The 18,764-nt window shown below is 42.6% G+C and carries 14 protein-coding genes; 12 read left to right on the forward strand and 2 right to left on the reverse strand.

All coding sequences use genetic code 11. The annotated features are described in order from the left end of the window. Positions 1 to 226: 226 nt before the first annotated feature. Positions 227 to 2,494: an aconitate hydratase gene (locus tag EXM22_RS06295; protein ID WP_149485695.1), complete on the forward strand. Its 2,268-nt coding sequence runs from the start codon at positions 227 to 229 to the stop codon at positions 2,492 to 2,494. A 41-nt stretch (positions 2,495 to 2,535) separates the two neighbouring features. Here EXM22_RS06295 and EXM22_RS06300 read toward each other — a convergent pair whose 3' ends face one another. Together EXM22_RS06300 and hrpA are read right to left on the reverse strand one after the other, a co-directional pair. Beyond that, positions 2,536 to 3,552: a potassium channel family protein gene (locus EXM22_RS06300; protein WP_149485696.1), complete on the reverse strand. Its 1,017-nt coding sequence runs from the start codon at positions 3,550 to 3,552 to the stop codon at positions 2,536 to 2,538. Continuing rightward, on the reverse strand, positions 3,549 to 7,523 hold the full coding sequence (hrpA, locus tag EXM22_RS06305) for an ATP-dependent RNA helicase HrpA (RefSeq protein WP_149485697.1): 3,975 nt from the start codon (positions 7,521 to 7,523) through the stop codon (positions 3,549 to 3,551). Before hrpA ends, EXM22_RS06300 begins: the two co-directional genes overlap by 4 nt. A gap of 227 nt (positions 7,524 to 7,750) precedes the next feature. Between hrpA and dinB the strand changes: the two genes are divergently transcribed. The 11 genes from dinB to EXM22_RS06360 all read left to right on the forward strand — a co-directional run bounded on the left by dinB (position 7,751) and on the right by EXM22_RS06360 (position 18,756). After that, the gene (dinB, locus tag EXM22_RS06310; RefSeq protein WP_149485698.1) at positions 7,751 to 8,842 is read left to right on the forward strand and encodes a DNA polymerase IV; all 1,092 of its coding nucleotides are present in this window, start codon (positions 7,751 to 7,753) and stop codon (positions 8,840 to 8,842) included. A gap of 49 nt (positions 8,843 to 8,891) precedes the next feature. Continuing rightward, positions 8,892 to 9,521 (forward strand): trimeric intracellular cation channel family protein, encoded by a 630-nt coding sequence (locus EXM22_RS06315; RefSeq protein ID WP_149485699.1) that lies wholly within the window; start codon positions 8,892 to 8,894, stop codon positions 9,519 to 9,521. Beyond that, on the forward strand, positions 9,518 to 10,108 hold the full coding sequence (locus EXM22_RS06320) for a Maf family protein (RefSeq protein ID WP_149485700.1): 591 nt from the start codon (positions 9,518 to 9,520) through the stop codon (positions 10,106 to 10,108). Before EXM22_RS06315 ends, EXM22_RS06320 begins: the two co-directional genes overlap by 4 nt. A gap of 96 nt (positions 10,109 to 10,204) precedes the next feature. Further along, the gene (gene rpsB, locus EXM22_RS06325; protein ID WP_149485701.1) at positions 10,205 to 11,035 is read left to right on the forward strand and encodes a 30S ribosomal protein S2; all 831 of its coding nucleotides are present in this window, start codon (positions 10,205 to 10,207) and stop codon (positions 11,033 to 11,035) included. 12 nt (positions 11,036 to 11,047) lie between these two features. Next, on the forward strand, positions 11,048 to 11,887 hold the full coding sequence (tsf, locus tag EXM22_RS06330) for a translation elongation factor Ts (RefSeq protein ID WP_149485702.1): 840 nt from the start codon (positions 11,048 to 11,050) through the stop codon (positions 11,885 to 11,887). A gap of 134 nt (positions 11,888 to 12,021) precedes the next feature. Next, a complete protein-coding gene (frr, locus tag EXM22_RS06335; RefSeq protein WP_149485703.1) occupies positions 12,022 to 12,564 on the forward strand; it encodes a ribosome recycling factor in 543 nt (180 codons plus the stop codon). After that, entirely contained in the window at positions 12,564 to 13,265 is a 702-nt protein-coding gene (gene uppS / locus EXM22_RS06340) for a polyprenyl diphosphate synthase (RefSeq protein WP_149485704.1), read from the forward strand. The genes frr and uppS overlap by 1 nt, the downstream gene beginning before the upstream one ends. Then, positions 13,262 to 14,107 carry a phosphatidate cytidylyltransferase gene (locus EXM22_RS06345; RefSeq protein ID WP_149485705.1) on the forward strand — a complete coding sequence of 282 codons (846 nt, stop codon included), beginning with the start codon at positions 13,262 to 13,264 and terminating at the stop codon, positions 14,105 to 14,107. The genes uppS and EXM22_RS06345 overlap by 4 nt, the downstream gene beginning before the upstream one ends. A gap of 20 nt (positions 14,108 to 14,127) precedes the next feature. Beyond that, entirely contained in the window at positions 14,128 to 15,258 is a 1,131-nt protein-coding gene (dxr, locus tag EXM22_RS06350) for a 1-deoxy-D-xylulose-5-phosphate reductoisomerase (protein WP_210411561.1), read from the forward strand. Further along, positions 15,255 to 16,604, forward strand: coding sequence for an RIP metalloprotease RseP (gene rseP / locus EXM22_RS06355; protein ID WP_149485707.1), 1,350 nt, complete (start codon positions 15,255 to 15,257; stop codon positions 16,602 to 16,604). Before dxr ends, rseP begins: the two co-directional genes overlap by 4 nt. Before the next feature lie 4 nt (positions 16,605 to 16,608). Continuing rightward, the gene (locus EXM22_RS06360) at positions 16,609 to 18,756 is read left to right on the forward strand and encodes a WD40 repeat domain-containing protein (protein WP_149485708.1); all 2,148 of its coding nucleotides are present in this window, start codon (positions 16,609 to 16,611) and stop codon (positions 18,754 to 18,756) included. Positions 18,757 to 18,764: the final 8 nt, after the last annotated feature.

The raw sequence follows: 18,764 nt of genomic DNA on the forward strand, positions 1-18,764 counted from the left end.
CGTCAAAACAATAAGTCTCGGATCAGAGAGCAAATCTTCTAAAATATATCTGAGTGAAAAAGAACGACTGTAGGCATAGTTTATTTCAGATTTTAACCGGTAAATTGATTTTTTCCCGAAATTCCTGTAATAATACTAGAGTATCAAGACAATGTTCTTCCTCTCAATGTCAGAGAGAGAACTCACAAAGAAGAACAGCAGATCTATCAAACCTTAAGGAGTCTCTATGGCGGATCGCTCAAGCCCCCTGACATTAGTAGAAAACACTTACAAAAAAACAAGATTCAACTTGGAAATCATCAGAAAACGTCTGGCCAGACCACTAACTCTGAGTGAAAAAATACTATTCGGACATCTCCAAAATCCAGAAAGCCAGGATCTAAGCAGATCAAAAAGCTTTCTCCTCCTCAAACCCGATAGAGTGGCTATGCAGGATGCCACGGCTCAGATGGCCATTCTCCAATTCATGCTCAGTGGAAAAGAGGAATCAGCCGTTCCGGCGACAGTTCACTGTGATCATCTGATCAGGGCTTTCAAGGGTAATGAAGAAGATTTGAACCGTGCCAAAGCTGAAAACAAGGAAGTCTACGATTTCCTCTCTTCTGCTTCAAGCCGGTACAACATAGGTTTCTGGGAACCGGGAGCGGGTATAATTCATCAGATTATTCTGGAAAACTACGCCTTCCCTGGAGGAATGATGATCGGTACAGATTCTCACACCCCCAATGCGGGAGGTCTGGGAATGATTGCCAGCGGTGTCGGTGGAGCAGATGCTTCAGATGTCATGGCCGGCTTGCCCTGGGAAGTAAAGAATCCCGGAATCGTCGGTGTAAAACTGACAGGCTCTCTTAGCGGGTGGACTTCCGCCAAGGATATTATCATCAAACTCCTTGAAATTCTCACAGTCAAAGGTGGAACAAATAGAATAATCGAATATTTTGGTGAGGGCTGTGAAAGCATCAGCTGTACAGGAAAAGCCACCATTACCAATATGGGGGCAGAACTAGGTGCAACCTGTTCTCTCTTTCCTTTTGATGCCAAAATGGCAGCCTTCCTGGAATCGACTGGAAGACAGCCTCTGGCATCTGCCGCTGAGAAAAATATTGATATTCTTTGTGCCGACGAAGAAGTGTCATTGAATCCTACTGAATTTTATGACCAGCTCATCGAAATAAATTTGAGTGAACTGGAACCACAGATTACAGGACCTCACTCACCCGATGCGGTAAGCTCCCTCTCTGAGATGAAGCAGAAAGCGGCACGGGAAGGATGGCCTACGAATCTGACTGCAGCCTTGATTGGTAGTTGTACCAATTCGTCCTATGAAGACATCGACAGATCTGCATCTATTGTGGCCCAGGCTTTAGAAAAAGGGATAAAACCAGCCCTCCCCCTCCTTATCTCACCGGGTTCTCAACTCGTGAAAGAGACACTGGAAAGAGACGGTCAGATGGAGATACTGATCAAAGGGGGTGCCACTATCCTGTCCAACTCCTGCGGACCATGCATTGGACAATGGCAGAGAGAAGACATTGAAAAAGGTGTCAAAAACAGTCTGGTAAATAGTTTCAATAGGAATTTCAGAGGAAGAAATGACGGAAATCCCGAGACTCTTTCTTTTATAGCAAGCCCCGAGATGGTCACCATCATGGGGATAACAGGCAAACTGGATTTTAATCCGATTTCAGATACAGTCACTAACGAAAAAGGAGAGAGTGTCAAGTTTGACCCACCCCGGGGCGATGAGCTCCCTTTAAAAGGGTACAAAGATAGTAAATCCGGATTTCAACCGCCAGCTGGTAAGGATACAAAAGTCATTGTTGCCGATGATTCAGAACGCCTGCAATTATTAACTCCCTTTGCACCCTGGAATGGTAAAGATCCTGTTGATCTTCCTCTGCTGTGCAAAGCCAAGGGCAAATGTACTACTGACCACATCAGCCCGGCAGGTCCCTGGTTGAAATTTAGAGGTCATCTGGACAAGATTTCTGACAATATGCTTAGTGGTGCAGTCAATGCCTTTACTGGTGAAACAGGCAAGGGTAAAAACCTTATTAGCGGTGAACAATCCAAGTCTTTTTCAGAAAATGCCCGGTCATACAAGAAGGAAGGTCTGTCATTCATCATCGTAGGAGATGAAAACTATGGTGAAGGTAGCAGCAGAGAACATGCAGCCATGAGCCCACGTCTTTTGGGTTGCGGTGCCGTTCTTGTAAAAAGTTTTGCACGGATTCATGAAACAAACCTCAAGAAACAGGGTCTTTTGGCTTTAAGCTTCGAAAACCCCGATGATTATGAGAAAATCCGTGAAGATGACAGAATTTCCTTGGAGGGTGTGACGAAGCTTGCTCCCTCCTCTTCTATTAAGGTGATCCTCAACCATGCAGATGGCTCAAAAGAGTCATTTACAGCAGTCCACACCTTAAATGAAGAGCAGATTCGCTGGTTTAAGGCTGGTTCTGCTTTGAATCTTTTGAGAGAAGAGAAATACTAATTAAGATTAAGTATAAAACTCCCGGAGAAATCCGGGAGAGTTTATTTTTCTCTTGAAAAGTTCAAGAGAGACTTATGCTGCTCCTCACTACCCATAGCCATCAGAATATCTCCTTCCTCCAATTCAATGGTAGAAATGGTACTCCTGTTGGTCTGATTGCTCCTAAGAACACCTTGTGCATTTAAAATCCCAATAACTACGGCACCGGTATATTGTCCTATATTGCTCTCCCTAAGAGACTTCCCAATCAATCCCGATCCTTTTTCCAGGGTACAGGCTTCGATATGGATGGCATCACTCTCACCGGATGAAATAGTCTCTAAGAAGTGCATAACTTCGGGCTTTATGCTCACTGTGGCCAACTGCTTTCCAGCGATGGCTTTTGGAGTAATGACCCTATTGGCACCGGCTTTTTTCAATTTCAAGACAGTCCTTTTCAGGGAGGCTCTGGATACAATTTGAAGATTTGAATTCATCTGCCGTGCCGTCAAAACGGTGAATACGTTTTGCGGATCCTCTGGAAGACAACTGATCAATCCCCTGGCCTTCATGATTTTAGCCTGTTCCAGGATTTCCTCTTCAGAGGCATCCCCCTCAATCATGACATAATCTGAGAACCGGGCTCTGTCGCCTTCGCTCAGGCTAAGATCCACAATGACGAAGGGAATCTTATGACGATTAAGCTCTTCCGCCGTCTCTTTTCCGACTTCGCCAAATCCACAAATAATAAAATGATCTTTCATCTGCATTAAAAAATGTTTCATTCTTCTCTCCCTCATTGCATGAAGCAGCTGCCCTTCAAACAGAAAAGACATCAAGGTTGTAATTATGTATCCTATGACCAGTAGACTCACCAAAATGAGGAAGATCGTGAAATATCGTCCTCCCGTGGATAAAGGATTCACTTCTCCGAAACCTACGGTAGAAATGGTCACAAAGGTCATATACAGGCTATCACTGAAAGACCAACCTTCCAGAACAATATATCCAGCTACGCCGGAAAAAATAAGAGAGAATATCAGCCCCAGGGCCAAGAGGAACCTTTGATAAGGAGTCATAACATTACCTGCAGATTCTCAACCCTCTTTTCGATCCTCTCATCAGATACTTTTTCCTTCGTTTTCATCTCCTGAGCAAAGAGAAAGATTTTGTACTCTTGAAAATACCACCACAGAGCATCCACTTCGCACCGTCTCTCAGGAGAGATCCATTCTGGTAGACCCAGGACAATCTTCTCATAGCGGTTCCAGTACCTTCTAAATCGGGCTTCCCGTTCTTCGTCTTTGACCGGATCAAGGATACCTTTTTCTGTACGGATCCTTATGAGTTTCATATATCTAATCAATTCATTCAGCTTTTCTGAGGGATAGAGTTCAATAAAATTTTTCGGAATCAATTCTTCAAGTTCCTGTCTTCTGGATTCTATATATTTCATGGCCCTCCCTTTGCGCTGAGCCTGTGAAAGAAAGAGCCTGATACTCTTAAACTCTTGGATAATCAATTTTGTCTGTTTATAAAGGATCTCTGCTCTCTGATACAATTCGGGTGCCGTTTTTTTAACAAGAGACTGAAAGGCCTTCTCCTTTCGAACTGGTTTTGATGCAATATCAAGGAAGACACGATTCCAGATCTGCCTTTCAAGCTCTTTCAATCCTCCTAAATAGGCAGCTCCATCCTGAAATGGAAATTCATTAGCCAATTCTTGCTTGAAAGACCTGACTTCTTTGGCAAAACTCAGTCGTAAAAGCAGGGCGACACCCTTATGATGAATATCGGCAGCCTCTTCCTTATCCTCGAGAAGGACAATGGCCGCACTGTCATCACCACAATCTTTTAAAGCCGGAAAGAGCCTAAAAAGAACCCCTTTCTTAGCTGTCTTGCTAATTTCTTCCGGAAGGGTTTCAAAATCCCAGCTCTTTATGCCCGATCGTTCCCATTCTTTTCTGCTGTTTTTCAGGACTCTGCTGTCGATTGTCGCTTCATGCTTTTTAAAAAGGACTTCCGTGTCTCTGGCCGATTCGATCACCTGTCCCCGTTCATCAGTCACAGCAATTCTGATTTTCAGATGTTCCGGCAGGGCGGACTCATCCCAATCATCCAGAGGCACATTGATTCCCCATTCTTTATAGATGAATTCACTGAGCGCACGAGTCAGGCGTTGATCATCCTGAAGCTCCATATTTTTAATAATTTCATCCACCGTTGCATTAACGGGAGTCAGCTGTTTCCTTGTTTTTTTAGGCAACCCCTTTATCAGCGCGGTGATTCTGTCTCTGTGAAGACCGGGAATCACCCAATCCAATTGAGTGGGCTGTACCTTCGTAGCCTCCTGAAGAGGAATCTGAAGGGTGACTCCATCTTCATCCTTACCGGGTTCAAAATTATATTCAACAGAGACGTCCACATTTCCAATACTCAGTGTGTCTGGAAATTGAGCTAAAATATTATGATCAGCCTGTTCCTTCAGCAGCTCGGCTTCGCTGATGATGAGATAGTCCGGTCCTTTTTCTCTTAGAAGTTTTTCAAGAAGCCCAAGATCATAGACCTGGTTTCCAAGCCTCTGTTTATAGATGAGAAAGAGTTCTTCATCGGTGACCAAAAGATTCCGCCTTCTGATCTTGTTTTCCATATTCATGATGGAATCAATGAGACTTCTGTTTTTTTCAAGAAAGGGGAAGCTTTCAATATCCCGGATAGCTCCTTCCAGAAAAGCTCCTCGTATCATGAGGTCCGTAGCCTCTCCCGGATTCACCGGTCCATAAGGGACGGTCCCCTCGGCAATAATAAATCCGAAGAGCCGTTTCTGCCGAACTGCGATTACGGTTCCCTTGTCCTGAGACCAAACAGGGCTATGGTAGCTCTCTGTGACCAGATGAGCTCCCAGATCCTCAAGCCAGGCAGGGTCAATATTGGCAACAATGCGGCCGAAGAGCTTTGAGGTTTTGACAATTTCTCCACAGACGATCCAATCTCCGGCTCTTTTGCCCCCAAAGAGTCCGGAACCTGGAAAAATCATCAGTTCCCGATTCCTGGTGGCCCTGTAGTAGACCTTCTCCTTTCTAAGGGCGATATGGGAGAGAAAACCGGAAAGGATAGATCGATGGATGGAAGGAAGATAGTTCTCTTCATTCCCTTCATAAGCCCGGACCTTATTGCCTTTTTCCTCCAGTTGCTGTTTCAACTGACGAAATATATCCTGCCACTCCCGCATCCTCCTGAAGGAGATATAATTTTCCTTACAGAATTTTCTCAAATGTCCAGTTTTTGTTGTGTCATAATTTTTCTCAAAATACCGCCAAATATTTAGACGGGTCATAAAATCTGATTCGTCATGTCTGAATTTAGCATGAGCCTGATCGGCCGAACCCGCCTTATCCTGAGGCCTTTCCCTGGGATCATGGACATTCAATGAAGAGGCTATGATCAAAACATCCTCCAGGCAGCGTTCCTTAGAGGCTTCTAGAATGACCCTTGCCAACCGAGGGTCTATGGGCATGGATGCCATGGTCCTTCCTAGATGAGTCAGGGTATAGCTTTGATTCTTTCCACCACCCTTTTTTTCTACAGCGGCCAACTCTAAAAGGGTCTTATATCCGTCACTGATCCCCGTGGAAGTGGGAGGATCTATGAAGGGAAAAGCTCCCGGATCACCCAGCTTCAAGGAGAGCATCCTCAAAATGACCTCTGCTAGATTGGTCCGTAATATTTCTGCGGGGGTAAACTCCTGACGGCTTTCAAAATCTTCTTCCGTATAAAGACGGACACAAATTCCATTCTCCACACGCCCGCAACGCCCTTTTCTCTGATCCGCACTACTCCGGGAAATGGCCATGACAGGCAGGGCAAACGTACCTGTGGAAGGATAATACTGTGCCAGCCTGGCCATCCCCGTATCGATTACATATTTAATTCCCGGAATGGTCAAAGACGTTTCGGCGACATTGGTGGAGACGATGATTTTTCTGTTCCCGGATGAAGCAAAGACTTTTTTTTGATCTGACGAGGATAATCTGGCGTATAAGGGGAGGATGAGGGCTCCCTTCTGCTGTCCCGAGAGGATATCGCAACACTCACGGATATCCTGCTCTGTGGGCATGAAGATCAACAGGTCTCCCTGGGAATCTCTTGAAATCAGGCGATTTGCCGCTGTTGCCGCTCTTTCGGCCAACGATCCTTCTTCACTGTAGTCTTCCTTATCATAGCGAACTTCTACAGGATATGTTCTTCCCGAAACTTCAATGACCGGTGCGTTATCAAAAGCCTGTGAGAATTTTTTTGTATCGATAGTGGCGGATGTTATAACCAGCTTCAGATCTTTTCTTTTTTTTAAAAGTTGCCTGAGGTACCCTAAAATAAAGTCAATATTCAGACTCCGTTCATGAGCCTCATCGATGATGAGGGTGTCATATTCATTGAGGAATGCGTCCCTTTGAGTCTCGGCCAGAAGGATTCCATCAGTCATGATTTTTATGGTGCTGCTGGCCTTGTCTTTATCCTGAAAACGAATTTTATATCCCACACTCTGGCCAACTGGTTCACCCAGTTCCTGGGCAATCCTTTCTGCCACAGTCAAGGCGGCAATCCTGCGGGGCTGGGTACATCCGATTTTCCCTTCTATACCCCTACCGGCGGCCATACAAAATTTGGGAATCTGGGTTGTTTTACCACTCCCGGTTTCTCCCGCAAGAACGACGACCTGATGATCTCTTATGGTCTTGATAATCTCATCTTTCCGGGAAGTTATAGGCAGGTCAGGATTCCAGTTGTATCTGGTTTTACGAAGTAGGCGCCTCTGTTTCTCTTCCAGAGAACTCTGTATTTTGCCCTTGAAGCTGATCAGCTCCTGTGAATCTTCCATAAGCTCTGTTTTTTTTTCCAGGCGGTATAAATCTCTGCGTAAAGAGTGAAAATCACAGCCCCGAACTCTCTTAAGATCCCTTTGCAGGGGAATGATGAGAGGATTGATCACTTTACCATTCTGTTTTTTAGCTCTTTTACCATGAGATGACGTTTTATCAAAATCAGACATATTATCCCATATTAGTCGGAATCACTGCTGCGGACAAGAGCGGTATTCCGTAGTTTTTCAATGAGCTCATTTTTGCTAGAAACCGATGTTTTCCGTATGGAGGACCATCCTTTTTGTGGCTAGAGCCCGTGCTATATATCAGCTTATATATTGATATATTGAAAATCAGAAACTAAAGCAAATTAAATTCACTTGATTACCACTTAACGAAAGTATAGTATACAATTATGAGAAAAATCATTCATGTAGACATGGATGCTTTCTATGCATCGGTAGAACAAAGAGACAATCCATCCTTACGGGGGAAACCGGTTGTAGTGGGAGGACCACCTAACAGCAGGGGGGTTGTTTCCACCTGCTCCTATGAGGCCAGAGTATATGGCATACATTCAGCTATGCCTTCTGTTCAGGCCTACAAACTCTGTCCACATGCTATCTTTGTGTCTCATCACAATTTTGAAAAATACAAAGAAGCTTCAGATATCATCAGGAGTATTTTTTTTAGATACACAGACCTGGTTGAACCACTGAGTCTGGATGAAGCCTATCTGGATGTGACAGAAAACAAGGTGAATAATCCATCAGCTACCATGATTGCCCAGGAAATAAGACAAAAAATCTATGAAGAAACACAGCTCACGGCTTCTGCGGGAGTCTCTTTTAATAAATTTATAGCCAAAATAGCCTCGGATATACAAAAACCAAATGGTATGACGGTCATACGACCGCAGGAAGCAGAAGAGTTTATTGAAAAATTATCCATCCGTAAATTCTGGGGAATCGGCAAAAAGACGGAAGCCCGAATGAAATCCATGGGAATAGAGAATGGGTTCGATCTTAAAAAATTGGAAATGTATGAACTCCTGGAAGCCTTTGGTAAATCAGGGAGCTATTACTACAATGCTGTAAGAGGCATAGATAACCGGCCAGTTGTACCAGAGCGCAGAAGAAAATCTTTGGGAAGAGAAAATACATTCACATCAGACCTGACAGACTCAGGTGAAATTATGTCAGAACTGGAGCAAATCAGTGCTCGAATTGAAGAAGACCTGAAGAGGCAGAACCTCCAGGCCAGACAATTGACATTGAAGGTGAAATACCATGATTTCAGACTATGCACCCGATCCGTACAGAGTCCTACTGCATTAAAGAATAAGGATGATATCATCAGTCTTGTTCCGGGACTTTTAAAAAAAACTGATGCAGGAGCCATCCCGGTCCGACTCCTTGGACTATCCCTGGGAAAGCTCCAGGGTGACTTATATAAAGAACCAGAGGCACAAATGGAATTGAACCTTTTTGCCTCTGAAACACCCTGATCATGACACTGCTGGAAAGCTTCTAAAATGATCTCTATAATACTCTATTATGATTGAATATATTTTGGGTCAGGCAGCTGTGGCCGTGTTTGCCATCACCGGTGTTTTAGGGGCCATACGGAAAGACAGAGATATCCTCGGCCTCGTAGTATTGGGAGTGATCACTGCCATAGGGGGAGGAACACTCAGGGACACAATATTGAATACATCCGTGTTCTGGGTCCAAGATTTTAACTATATATTAGTATCAATCATCGCCTCTGTTCTCATTTTCTTTCTATTGAAAATTTCAAAGATCAATGAGGCTAGATATAGAATGCTCCTCTACTTTGATGCCCTGGGAGTCGCCTACTTCTGCATTCAAGCCTTTGAAAAAACCATAAACCTTGGATATTCTTACCCCGTGGCCCTCATTATGGCCATGATCACAGGAATGGGTGGAGGAGTGATGAGAGATGTACTGACGGGAAGACCTAATCTTCTGATAACAAAAGAACTTTATGCCTCCCCAGCATTATTGGGAATTCTCTTGTATATTCTTTTAAAGCTGAATCTGCCGGACTCTCATATCCCTTCGATCACAGCCATATCCTTCATATTCTTATTCCGTTCACTAGCTGTCTATTTTCATCTTCAGATGCCCTCCTGGTTGGTCAATAAAAGAGAGAATGACCAGTGACTCATCCTGCAATCCATCTAGCCTCGGGTTCTCCCAGAAGAAAACTGCTAATAGAACAGATGGGTCTGACCTGCCAGGTCGTGAGAATACAGGCAGAAGAACCCATGGACCAGAGTCGTCATGCTGCTGATCTGGCAATAGATTTATCAGAACTCAAGATGAAGGCCTGTTTGGATCAGAAACCAGAGCTGGCAAAGTACGCTTGGATTCTAACAGCAGATACACTGATAGCCCTGGATGATGAGAAGATAGGCAAGCCTGACGATAGACAGCAAGCAAGAAAAATTCTATCCCGTCTTCAGGGACGTACCCATCAAGTTATATCAGCCTTCAGTGTGTATTCACCCTTGAGCAAAACTTTTATCTCAGACCTAGAAAGTACTGATGTTACCTTCAGCTCAATGGATCAAATGGAGATTGAATCCTACCTTGATACAAAGGAGTGGCAAGGAGTCGCCGGCGCTTACAGAATACAAGGGTGCGGAGGCAAATATGTTTCTTCCCTCAATGGGACATTCTACAATGTTATGGGGTTGCCAATAAATCGATTCTATGCCATCTTAAGGTTGCTGAATTTCAGCAACTAATTTTCCGGCTGCAAAAGATTTGCTTGATAAATCTTTACTGTAGCTGAGACTAAGCGAAGGACCACTTTATTTTTGAAAGTGGAAATAGGAGACTACATGGCTGTAGTAACAATGAAAAACCTGCTCGAGTCAGGTGTACACTTTGGTCATCAGACCAAACGCTGGGATCCCAGAATGAAAAAATTTATTTTTTCTCAGAGAAACGGGATACATATTATCGACCTCCAGAAAACAATAGTTTCAATCCGTGAAGCTTACGATGTAGTTCGTAAAACAGTATTAAGCGGAAAATCTGTTCTGTTTGTTGGAACAAAAAAACAGGCACAGGCTGCCATTGCCAAAGAAGCGGAACGATGTGACATGTTTTATGTCAACAATCGATGGCTCGGAGGCATGCTGACTAACTTTTCAACAATTAAAAAATCTCTCCACCAGCTCAAGAGAATTGAGAAGATGGAAGTTGATGGAACTTTTGAACAGCTTACCAAGAAAGAAGTTTCCAAGCTCCTTAAAGAAAAAGGCAGACTTGAGAAAAACCTTGGTGGTATCAAGAACATGTCCGAACTCCCCGGAGTTATTTTTATTATTGATACAAAAACAGAAGCCATCGCCGTTGCGGAAGCCAGAAGAATGGGCATTCCCATCATTGCAGTTGTAGATACAAACTGTAATCCCGATGGAATTACATATCCAATCCCCGGAAACGATGATGCCATTAGAGCTATCAGTCTGTTTACACAGATCATTGCAAACGCAGTTGTGGAAGCCGACAATGAGATTGGCCTTGAAGTCATTGAAAGCCTGCAGGATGAAGATGAAGCCAAAGAAGCTGAAGTTGAAACTCCTGAAGAAGAATCAAAAGAAAAAGACACTCCCGCTGAAGCTGCAAAAGTTGACGACAGCGATGTTGTTTACACTACTGAATAAGAGGAGAGAAACATGGCGGTATCACCAGCTGATGTAAAAAAACTAAGAGATAAAACTCTGGCAGGAATGCTGGATTGTAAAAATGCACTCGTAGAAGCCAATGGAGATTTTGCAGCTGCAGAAAAGATCCTGAAAGAAAAAGGTCTCGCCAGTGCAGATAAGAGAAGTGGTCGCTCCACAAATGCCGGTGCCGTATTCACTGCGGTCAAAGATGGTACAGCTGTAGCAGTTGAGTTGAATTGCGAAACTGACTTTGTAGCTAAAAATGCTGTATTTATAGAATCCGGTCAGAAGATTGCTGATTTTGTAGCAGAAAAAAAGATCAAAGAAGTCAACAGTGATGTTGAAGGTTTAGTCAAAGAAGCAATTTCTGTACTGAAAGAAAACATGGGTGTGAAGAAAATCGCAACTATGGACGTTTCAGACACAGATGCTGTTGTAGACTATCTTCACAATAACGGACAGATCGGTGTTATGGTGAAACTAAGCTGTGACAGTTCTGATACTGCCGCTAAGGATGAAGTAAAAGCTCTGGGGATGGATCTTGCCCTTCATGCAGCAGCCTTCAGCCCCGCATACCTGAACCGTAGCAAGGTAGATTCTGATTACATTGCTGAACAGGAAAGCATTTTCAAGGTACAGGCAGCCAATCTTGATAAACCCGAAAAAGTAGTTGCGGGAATCATCAAAGGAAAACTGAACAAACATCTTTCACAGATTTGTTTTGTAGACCAGGCATTTGTTAAAAATGATAAGCTGAGTGTTACACAGGCAATTGCCGAAGTAGCAAAAGCTGTTGGTGGAAAAATTGAATTAACCGATTACATCTATATGCTGGTCGGCGAAGAGTAAAATTTATACTTTTACACCCCCTGAGAATTTCCAGGGGGTGTAAATATTTATAAGGATTACGGCGTTTTGTATTTGTAAACAAGAGCGATGAAATGTATGCTGTACAAAACCACACTGAGAGGAAGTAAATTAGGATGAATACTGTAAAGAAAACTGCGGAAGACAAAATGAAGAAAACTGTCAAAGCATTAAAAGAGGAATTCAATACCATAAGAACAGGAAGAGCCTCTGCTAACCTCTTCGACAAAATCCATGTGGATTATTATGGAACCCCTACACCCTTAAATCAGGTGGCGAATATCTCCATTCCTGAAGCTAGACTTATCGTGATTCAACCCTTTGACAAGAATGCACTGAACGGAATCGAAAAAGCGATTCAAACATCTGAATTGTCATTAAATCCTAATAATGACGGTAAAGTTATCCGCATCAATATTCCACCCCTTACCGAAGATAGACGTAAAGACCTTGTCAAACAGTCTAAAAATGTCGGAGAAAACAGCCGTGTTTCAATCAGAAACATTCGTCGAGATGTAAATGAGCTGATCAAAAAGGGTGAATTTACAGAAGATGAACAGAAAAAGGGTATGGATGAAATTCAAAAACTGACTGACCAGTATATTAAAGAGATTGGCACCATTATTGAAGAAAAAGAAAAGGAAATAATGGAGATTTAATGACTTCACAGGATAGGAACCCTTCCCATATAGGAATCATCATGGATGGCAATGGCCGCTGGGCAAAAAACCGCGGTCAAATCCGTTCTGCAGGCCATAAAGAAGGACTGAATGCGGCCAAGACCATCGTCAAAGCCGCTTCCGATATGGGTCTTAAAAACCTGTCTCTCTACGTTTTCTCAACAGAGAACTGGAAGCGAACTGAAGATGAAATTTCTTTTCTAATGGTCCTGATCAAGAGCTATTTGAAAAAGGAATACCAGTTTTACAAGGAGAACTCCATCCGAGTAGTCCATAGTGGAGACTTAAATAGACTCCCTGGAGACATACAAAATGAGTTATCTACCGTCATGGAGCAGACATCACATTTTAAGGGACTGACTGTAAATCTGTTGATCAATTATGGAGGTCAGGATGAAATTGTCCGCTCCGTCAATAAACACATTCAAGACTCACCGGGTGTAAAACTTTCAGCTGAAATTATAGGCAGAAACCTCGATAATCCCGAACTACCTCCGGTAGACCTCCTGATACGCACCGGTGGAGAAAAGAGAATCAGTAACTTTCTCATTTGGCAGACAGCCTATGCAGAATTATATTTTTCTGAAAAGTTATGGCCTGACTGGACTGCTGAGGATCTTAAAGAAGCAGTTAAATCATTCAAAAACCGAGACAGACGTTTCGGCGGAGTTAAAAAATGACAAATATCCAGAAGCGTTTTCTATTATTTGGAACATCACTGCCTTTTTTGGCATTGCTCATCCTTATTCCCTTTGCCAAACATCTGGCAATCAACTGCATTGTTCTGCTAATAACCATTGTCGGAACAAATGAAATGGCAAAAATGATTAAATCCGCTGGGATTTTCATTCATGTCAAAACATTAACTGCTGCTTCCTCGATCCTACCGGTATTGACCTACCTCATGGTCATGGGACTCCTACCGGAAAGTATAATTCTGTTCTATTTCCTTGTCGCAGCCACGTTAATACTGGTTATTCCGGCGTTTACCATGGCCAAAGTCCAGTTCAAGGGTATTATTGAGTCCGCATCGGCATCATTGCTCTGCCTGTTTTATCCAGGTATTTTCCTGACCTTCATCATCCGGTTTTCGAGCTTTGATTCTGCCAGCATTGTCCTCATTGTATTTATGCTCACAGTGTATTTAAACGATTCTTTTGCCTGGTTTCTCGGCGTCTTTTTTGGGAAAAACTCCAAAAGGAATATATTTCCTGTGAGCCCGAATAAAAGTTTGATTGGATTTGCCGGTGGAATTCTTGCCTCTTTATTTGTAACTATTAACTCTTGGATTTTTTTACCTCATATATTCAATGGTCCTTTATGGTCCATGATTTTTTTGGGGTTGTTGGCAGGAGTCACCACTATTTTAGGAGACCTGGTAGAATCTGGGATAAAGCGATCAACCGGTACCAAAGATTCGGGAAGTATCATCATGGGAAGAGGCGGATTGCTTGATTCCATTGACTCACTCCTCTTGACGGCACCTGTTTTTTACTATCTCCTGCAATATGCAATAGTTTAATATGCCTCACAGGATTGAAAATGAAAAAAGTACTGATACTGGGTTCCTCCGGTTCCATTGGAAGGAATACCCTTGATATTATAAGATCAAATCCAGAAGACTTCATTTTATGCGGACTTCAGGCTCATCTCAATGAATCCATCCTACTTGAAGACGGACGGGAGTTTCCGAAAGCCCTCCTATGTCTCAGCGGTAAGAAAAGTACATCGGATCAAATCACCTACTCTGGAAGTAAGGGGATTCTTCAGTTAATTGAAGATTCAAATGCTGACATTGTTGTGAACGGCATTGTAGGGGCTAGCGGTCTCAAGCCTTCAATTAAAGCCTTGGAATGCGGCATTGATCTTGCTCTGGCCAACAAAGAATCTATGGTTCTGGCAGGTTCACTCATCAAGCATCTGGCATCCCTTCATAACTGTGCTCTTTTGCCTGTTGATTCTGAGCATTCAGCCCTCTTTCTCCTCCTGGAAAATAAGAAAAAAGAAATCATTTCAGAATTGATACTCACAGCCTCAGGAGGACCCTTCCGAAATAAAAAACTTGAAGAGTTCGATTCGATAACAGTCAATGAAGCACTGGCTCACCCAACTTGGTCAATGGGTCGTAAAATCTCTATCGATTCTGCTACCATGGCCAATAAGGGACTCGAAGTCATTGAGGCTCAACAGCTATTTGACTTTCATGTTGATTGTATTAAGGTTCTCATACATCCACAAAGTTATGTTCATTCCCTCATCCGAACGAAAGATATGGCTTTATATGCACAGATTAGCGAGCCGGATATGAGGCTCCCGATTCAGGATGCCCTATTTTATCCTGAAATGAGAAAGGTACCCTGGACCTATTTGGATCTAGCCGGAAAAACATTGGAATTCCAAGAGCCTGATTTAAAGAAATTCCCAATGTTGAAACTGGCATTTGAATGTGCCCGCCAGGGCCATGCCAGCCCGATAGCCTACAATGGGGCTAATGAAATGGCTGTAGAAGCATTCTTGAATGAAAGAATCCCCTATTCTGCTATTGCAGCAGTGACAGAGCATACTCTTGAACATGACTGGTCCCAAAAGCATGAACAGGCAGATGAAATTCTGGAAAGTGATCAAAGATCCAGAGAGATTGCCGAACAATTTATAAGGGAAAAATCAAAATGACTATAATAAAAATTTTATTTGGACTCTTTGGTTTATCAATTGTAGTCGTTGTACATGAGGCCGGACATCTGATTGCCGCCCGTCTCTCGGGTATTAAGGTAGAGGCTTTTTCCATCGGTTGGGGAAAAGTCCTGTTTTCAAGAGTGTGGAAAGGCACGGAATACCGCTTGTCTCTGTTTCCTTTGGGTGGTTACTGCAAAATGCAGGGAGAGCAGGCCATGATACAGGCCTGGGAGTCCAAAGCCAAAACAATAGAGACAAGCGAAGGCGACATGTATGGAGCTCTCTGGTGGAAGAGGATCTTTGTTTCCATAAGCGGCCCCTTGATGAATTTGTTGTTTGCATCTCTTATATTCTTCTTCATAAGTATCATTGGTTACAATATTTACTACTACCCATCCAGAATCGTTCTGGCATCTGAGTATACAGACAGATCGGATTATCCCGCTGATAGGAGCGGCTTAATGAGTGGTGATCGCATAATCAGGATAGATGGCAGTCAAATAGACCGCTTTGACGAACTGCAGAATGCTATATTGATGCACCCTGACGAGGAAATGCAATTTACTATTGAGCGTAATGGACAAACTCAGCAGCTTGTAGTAAAACCAGAGCTCAATAAAGAAACTGGCGCTGGTTCTTTGGGCATCTTTCCTTGGATTGAACCATCCATCAAGACCTTGGAACCAGATTCTGATTTCATGAGTTTAGGATTATTACAAGGCGATAGGATAACTGCCATGAATGGTAAGAAGGTTCATCATGCTTTAGATATAAACCGAATTCTGAGTAGTGAAGAACTCCAGTCCATATCGTTTATCAGGGACGGATTTGAAAAATTTCTGAGTGTTGATGAGGCAGATAGTAGCATAGAAAATCCAGGAATCCAATTTGAATATTTGACCATGAGGACAAATCCTGGCCAGGTGGTAAGATCAATTATCAACAGTTTTCAAGAGACTTGGTCCACAGTCTATAATTCTTTAAAGGGTTTGACGATGCTCTTTAAGGGTATCGATTTACAGTCGGCTGTTTCTGGGCCACTACGGATCACCTACATGACTGGAGATTTAGCGTTTTCAGGATTCAGCCAGGGTATAGGCGAAGGATTACTGAGCTTTTTTCGATTTATTGCCCTGATTAATGTGGCACTTTTTATTATGAATCTTCTACCTATTCCGGTATTAGATGGAGGACAAATCCTTTTCTTTATGATTGAGGGATTGACTCAAAAAAAACCTAATCCTACAGTTTTATACAGGTATCAGATGATTGGAACGGTCATGGTATTCGCTCTGATCATATTTGCAACGATGAATGATATATTATTTTTTTCAAGGAACTGATAGCATGCATAAATTAAAAATATCACTACTAACCCTACTCCTTTTGATTCCCATTGGTCTTTCTGCTCAGAATAACAGAATTGTTATCGACACAGGACACAGCAGATCCATTGCTGCTATGGAGTATCATGAAGGCAGTAATAATCTCATCACAGCAGACGAGTCAGGTTTGATTAAAGTATGGAACCTGGAGAATGACAACCTGGAATATCAAATAGATACTGGGCTTGAAGGTTCCCTCAGCATCAAAGTTCATCCATCCAAAACAGAAGTGGCGATTCTCATTTCCCGCCCTGGATACAGTGGTCTTTCGGTGTGGAACTGGAAAACGGGACGCAATCTATTTACGAAGACACTTTCCAACAGGCCTGTTCAATTTGATTATTCTGGAAGCGGCAAATTCCTATTTATCGTCCAGGTAGGAACTCCTAGCGTTATTCTCTATGACAGTTTGAGTGGAAGAGAATATTCCTATCTGAAACGCTTAAATGGCTTATTCAGCTTTTCATATATCGGTTCTAATGAAACAACAATCATGACCTATAGTAATTCCGGATACTTCCGTTATTACGATATCCGAACGTCTTCTCTCCAAAATGAATCCAGCACAATAGAAGATCTCAAAGAAATTACGGTTTTGCAAACAGAAGGTAAACGTTATGTTATTGCCAGCAAAGAAGAAAACCTTTATTTGATTGACCGCCTAAGCGGCGAAGTCAGAGATACCCTGAGTGCCGATACAATGATCTCCTTTTCTGTTGACCAGAAGAATGGTGTCATCAGTGTTATTAAAGAATCAGAAACCGGTAGATTGATTGTCAGTCATACATCTACCACATCAGCGCGCTTTACCCCCTTAAGCACTGGGGACTATCTGAACAACTCAAAACAGGTCATTGGGGGAATAAACGATGACACAGGCTATTTCAGGATGACTGATTCTTTCAGAGGAATCCTGAGTGTGAAAAATAGAGTTTTCATTTCTGACAGCGGCGGAACTATCTGGCAAATCAATGAAGAGAACCTGAAGCCTGAGATTTTCAAAAATGATATAGTCTCAGCTATTCATGACTTGAGCTTTGATCAGGACAATCTATATATGCTCACTGAGAATGATATGATCACCATGAACAGTGAGTTCTTCAATACTTCCGGTATTAATAATCTTAAGCGAATGAATGATCTCAATATCAAGTTTACTAAAAATCCTCTACCGGGAGAATCCTTTCTGGAAGGCTATGATGAGGGCAAACTGCTCATATGGTCCTCAGAGAACAAAGGCTTGGGATATGTCTTATATGATCCAAATACAGATACAGTCCTCAGTAGAAATAATGAGTATAAATCGTCTCTCAAACAACTTTCTGTAAGAGAAAACCAAGTTCTAGCTTTAGAAAGTAGCGGTGAAGCGTCTATCAGTAATATACATACGGGAATCAGAGAGTTTGATTTTTCGGCTTTGGGTATGGTCAGTCTTAATTTTGTAGACAATTCACTTCTGTTAGCCGGTAAATCACTCATGAAGACCGGAAGGGACCCCCTGTTTACTGTACAGACCTCTACTGGAGAGATCCTCCCTATTATTGACAATAGATTCCTCATACACAATATATTCAGTCCTGAAAAAGGAAATGTTGTCTATTCCGTTGGTTTGATGCTCAGCAATGACGGCTCCATTGAAACACAGATAAGAAGTCACCTAAAATCCAACCCATCAGTCATCAAAACCTTGTACAGTAGGGATGGGGAGTGGATCAATTCCATTTTGACTGTTGATTCATCCTCCTATACACCCACATTGTATGCCAGTATTACCGGGCGTGATATCGTTAGGCTGAGAGGTTCACAAAAAAAGATATGGGATTATGACCGAAATATTGAAAATATGTTCTTTCATGGATCTATTCTGTACATCATCAACAGTGACGGATCACTCACTCTGTTTGATCCCCAGAAAGGTTCTAAGATTGTGGATTATTACATGCTCAACGATAACAACTGGATCGCCATATCCTCTAATGATACAATAAAACCATATATCAGTCAGCGAAGCGTAGCGTCCAGTATCAACTCATTCAGTCGGTCAACGGGAAGAAAAGTCTCGACCCAATATCAGATCGTAAATACTAATAATGATAGGGATGAGAATTAGATAGGAAA

Source organism: Oceanispirochaeta crateris (assembly GCF_008329965.1).
GTDB classification, from domain to species: Bacteria; Spirochaetota; Spirochaetia; order DSM-2461; family DSM-2461; genus Oceanispirochaeta; species Oceanispirochaeta crateris.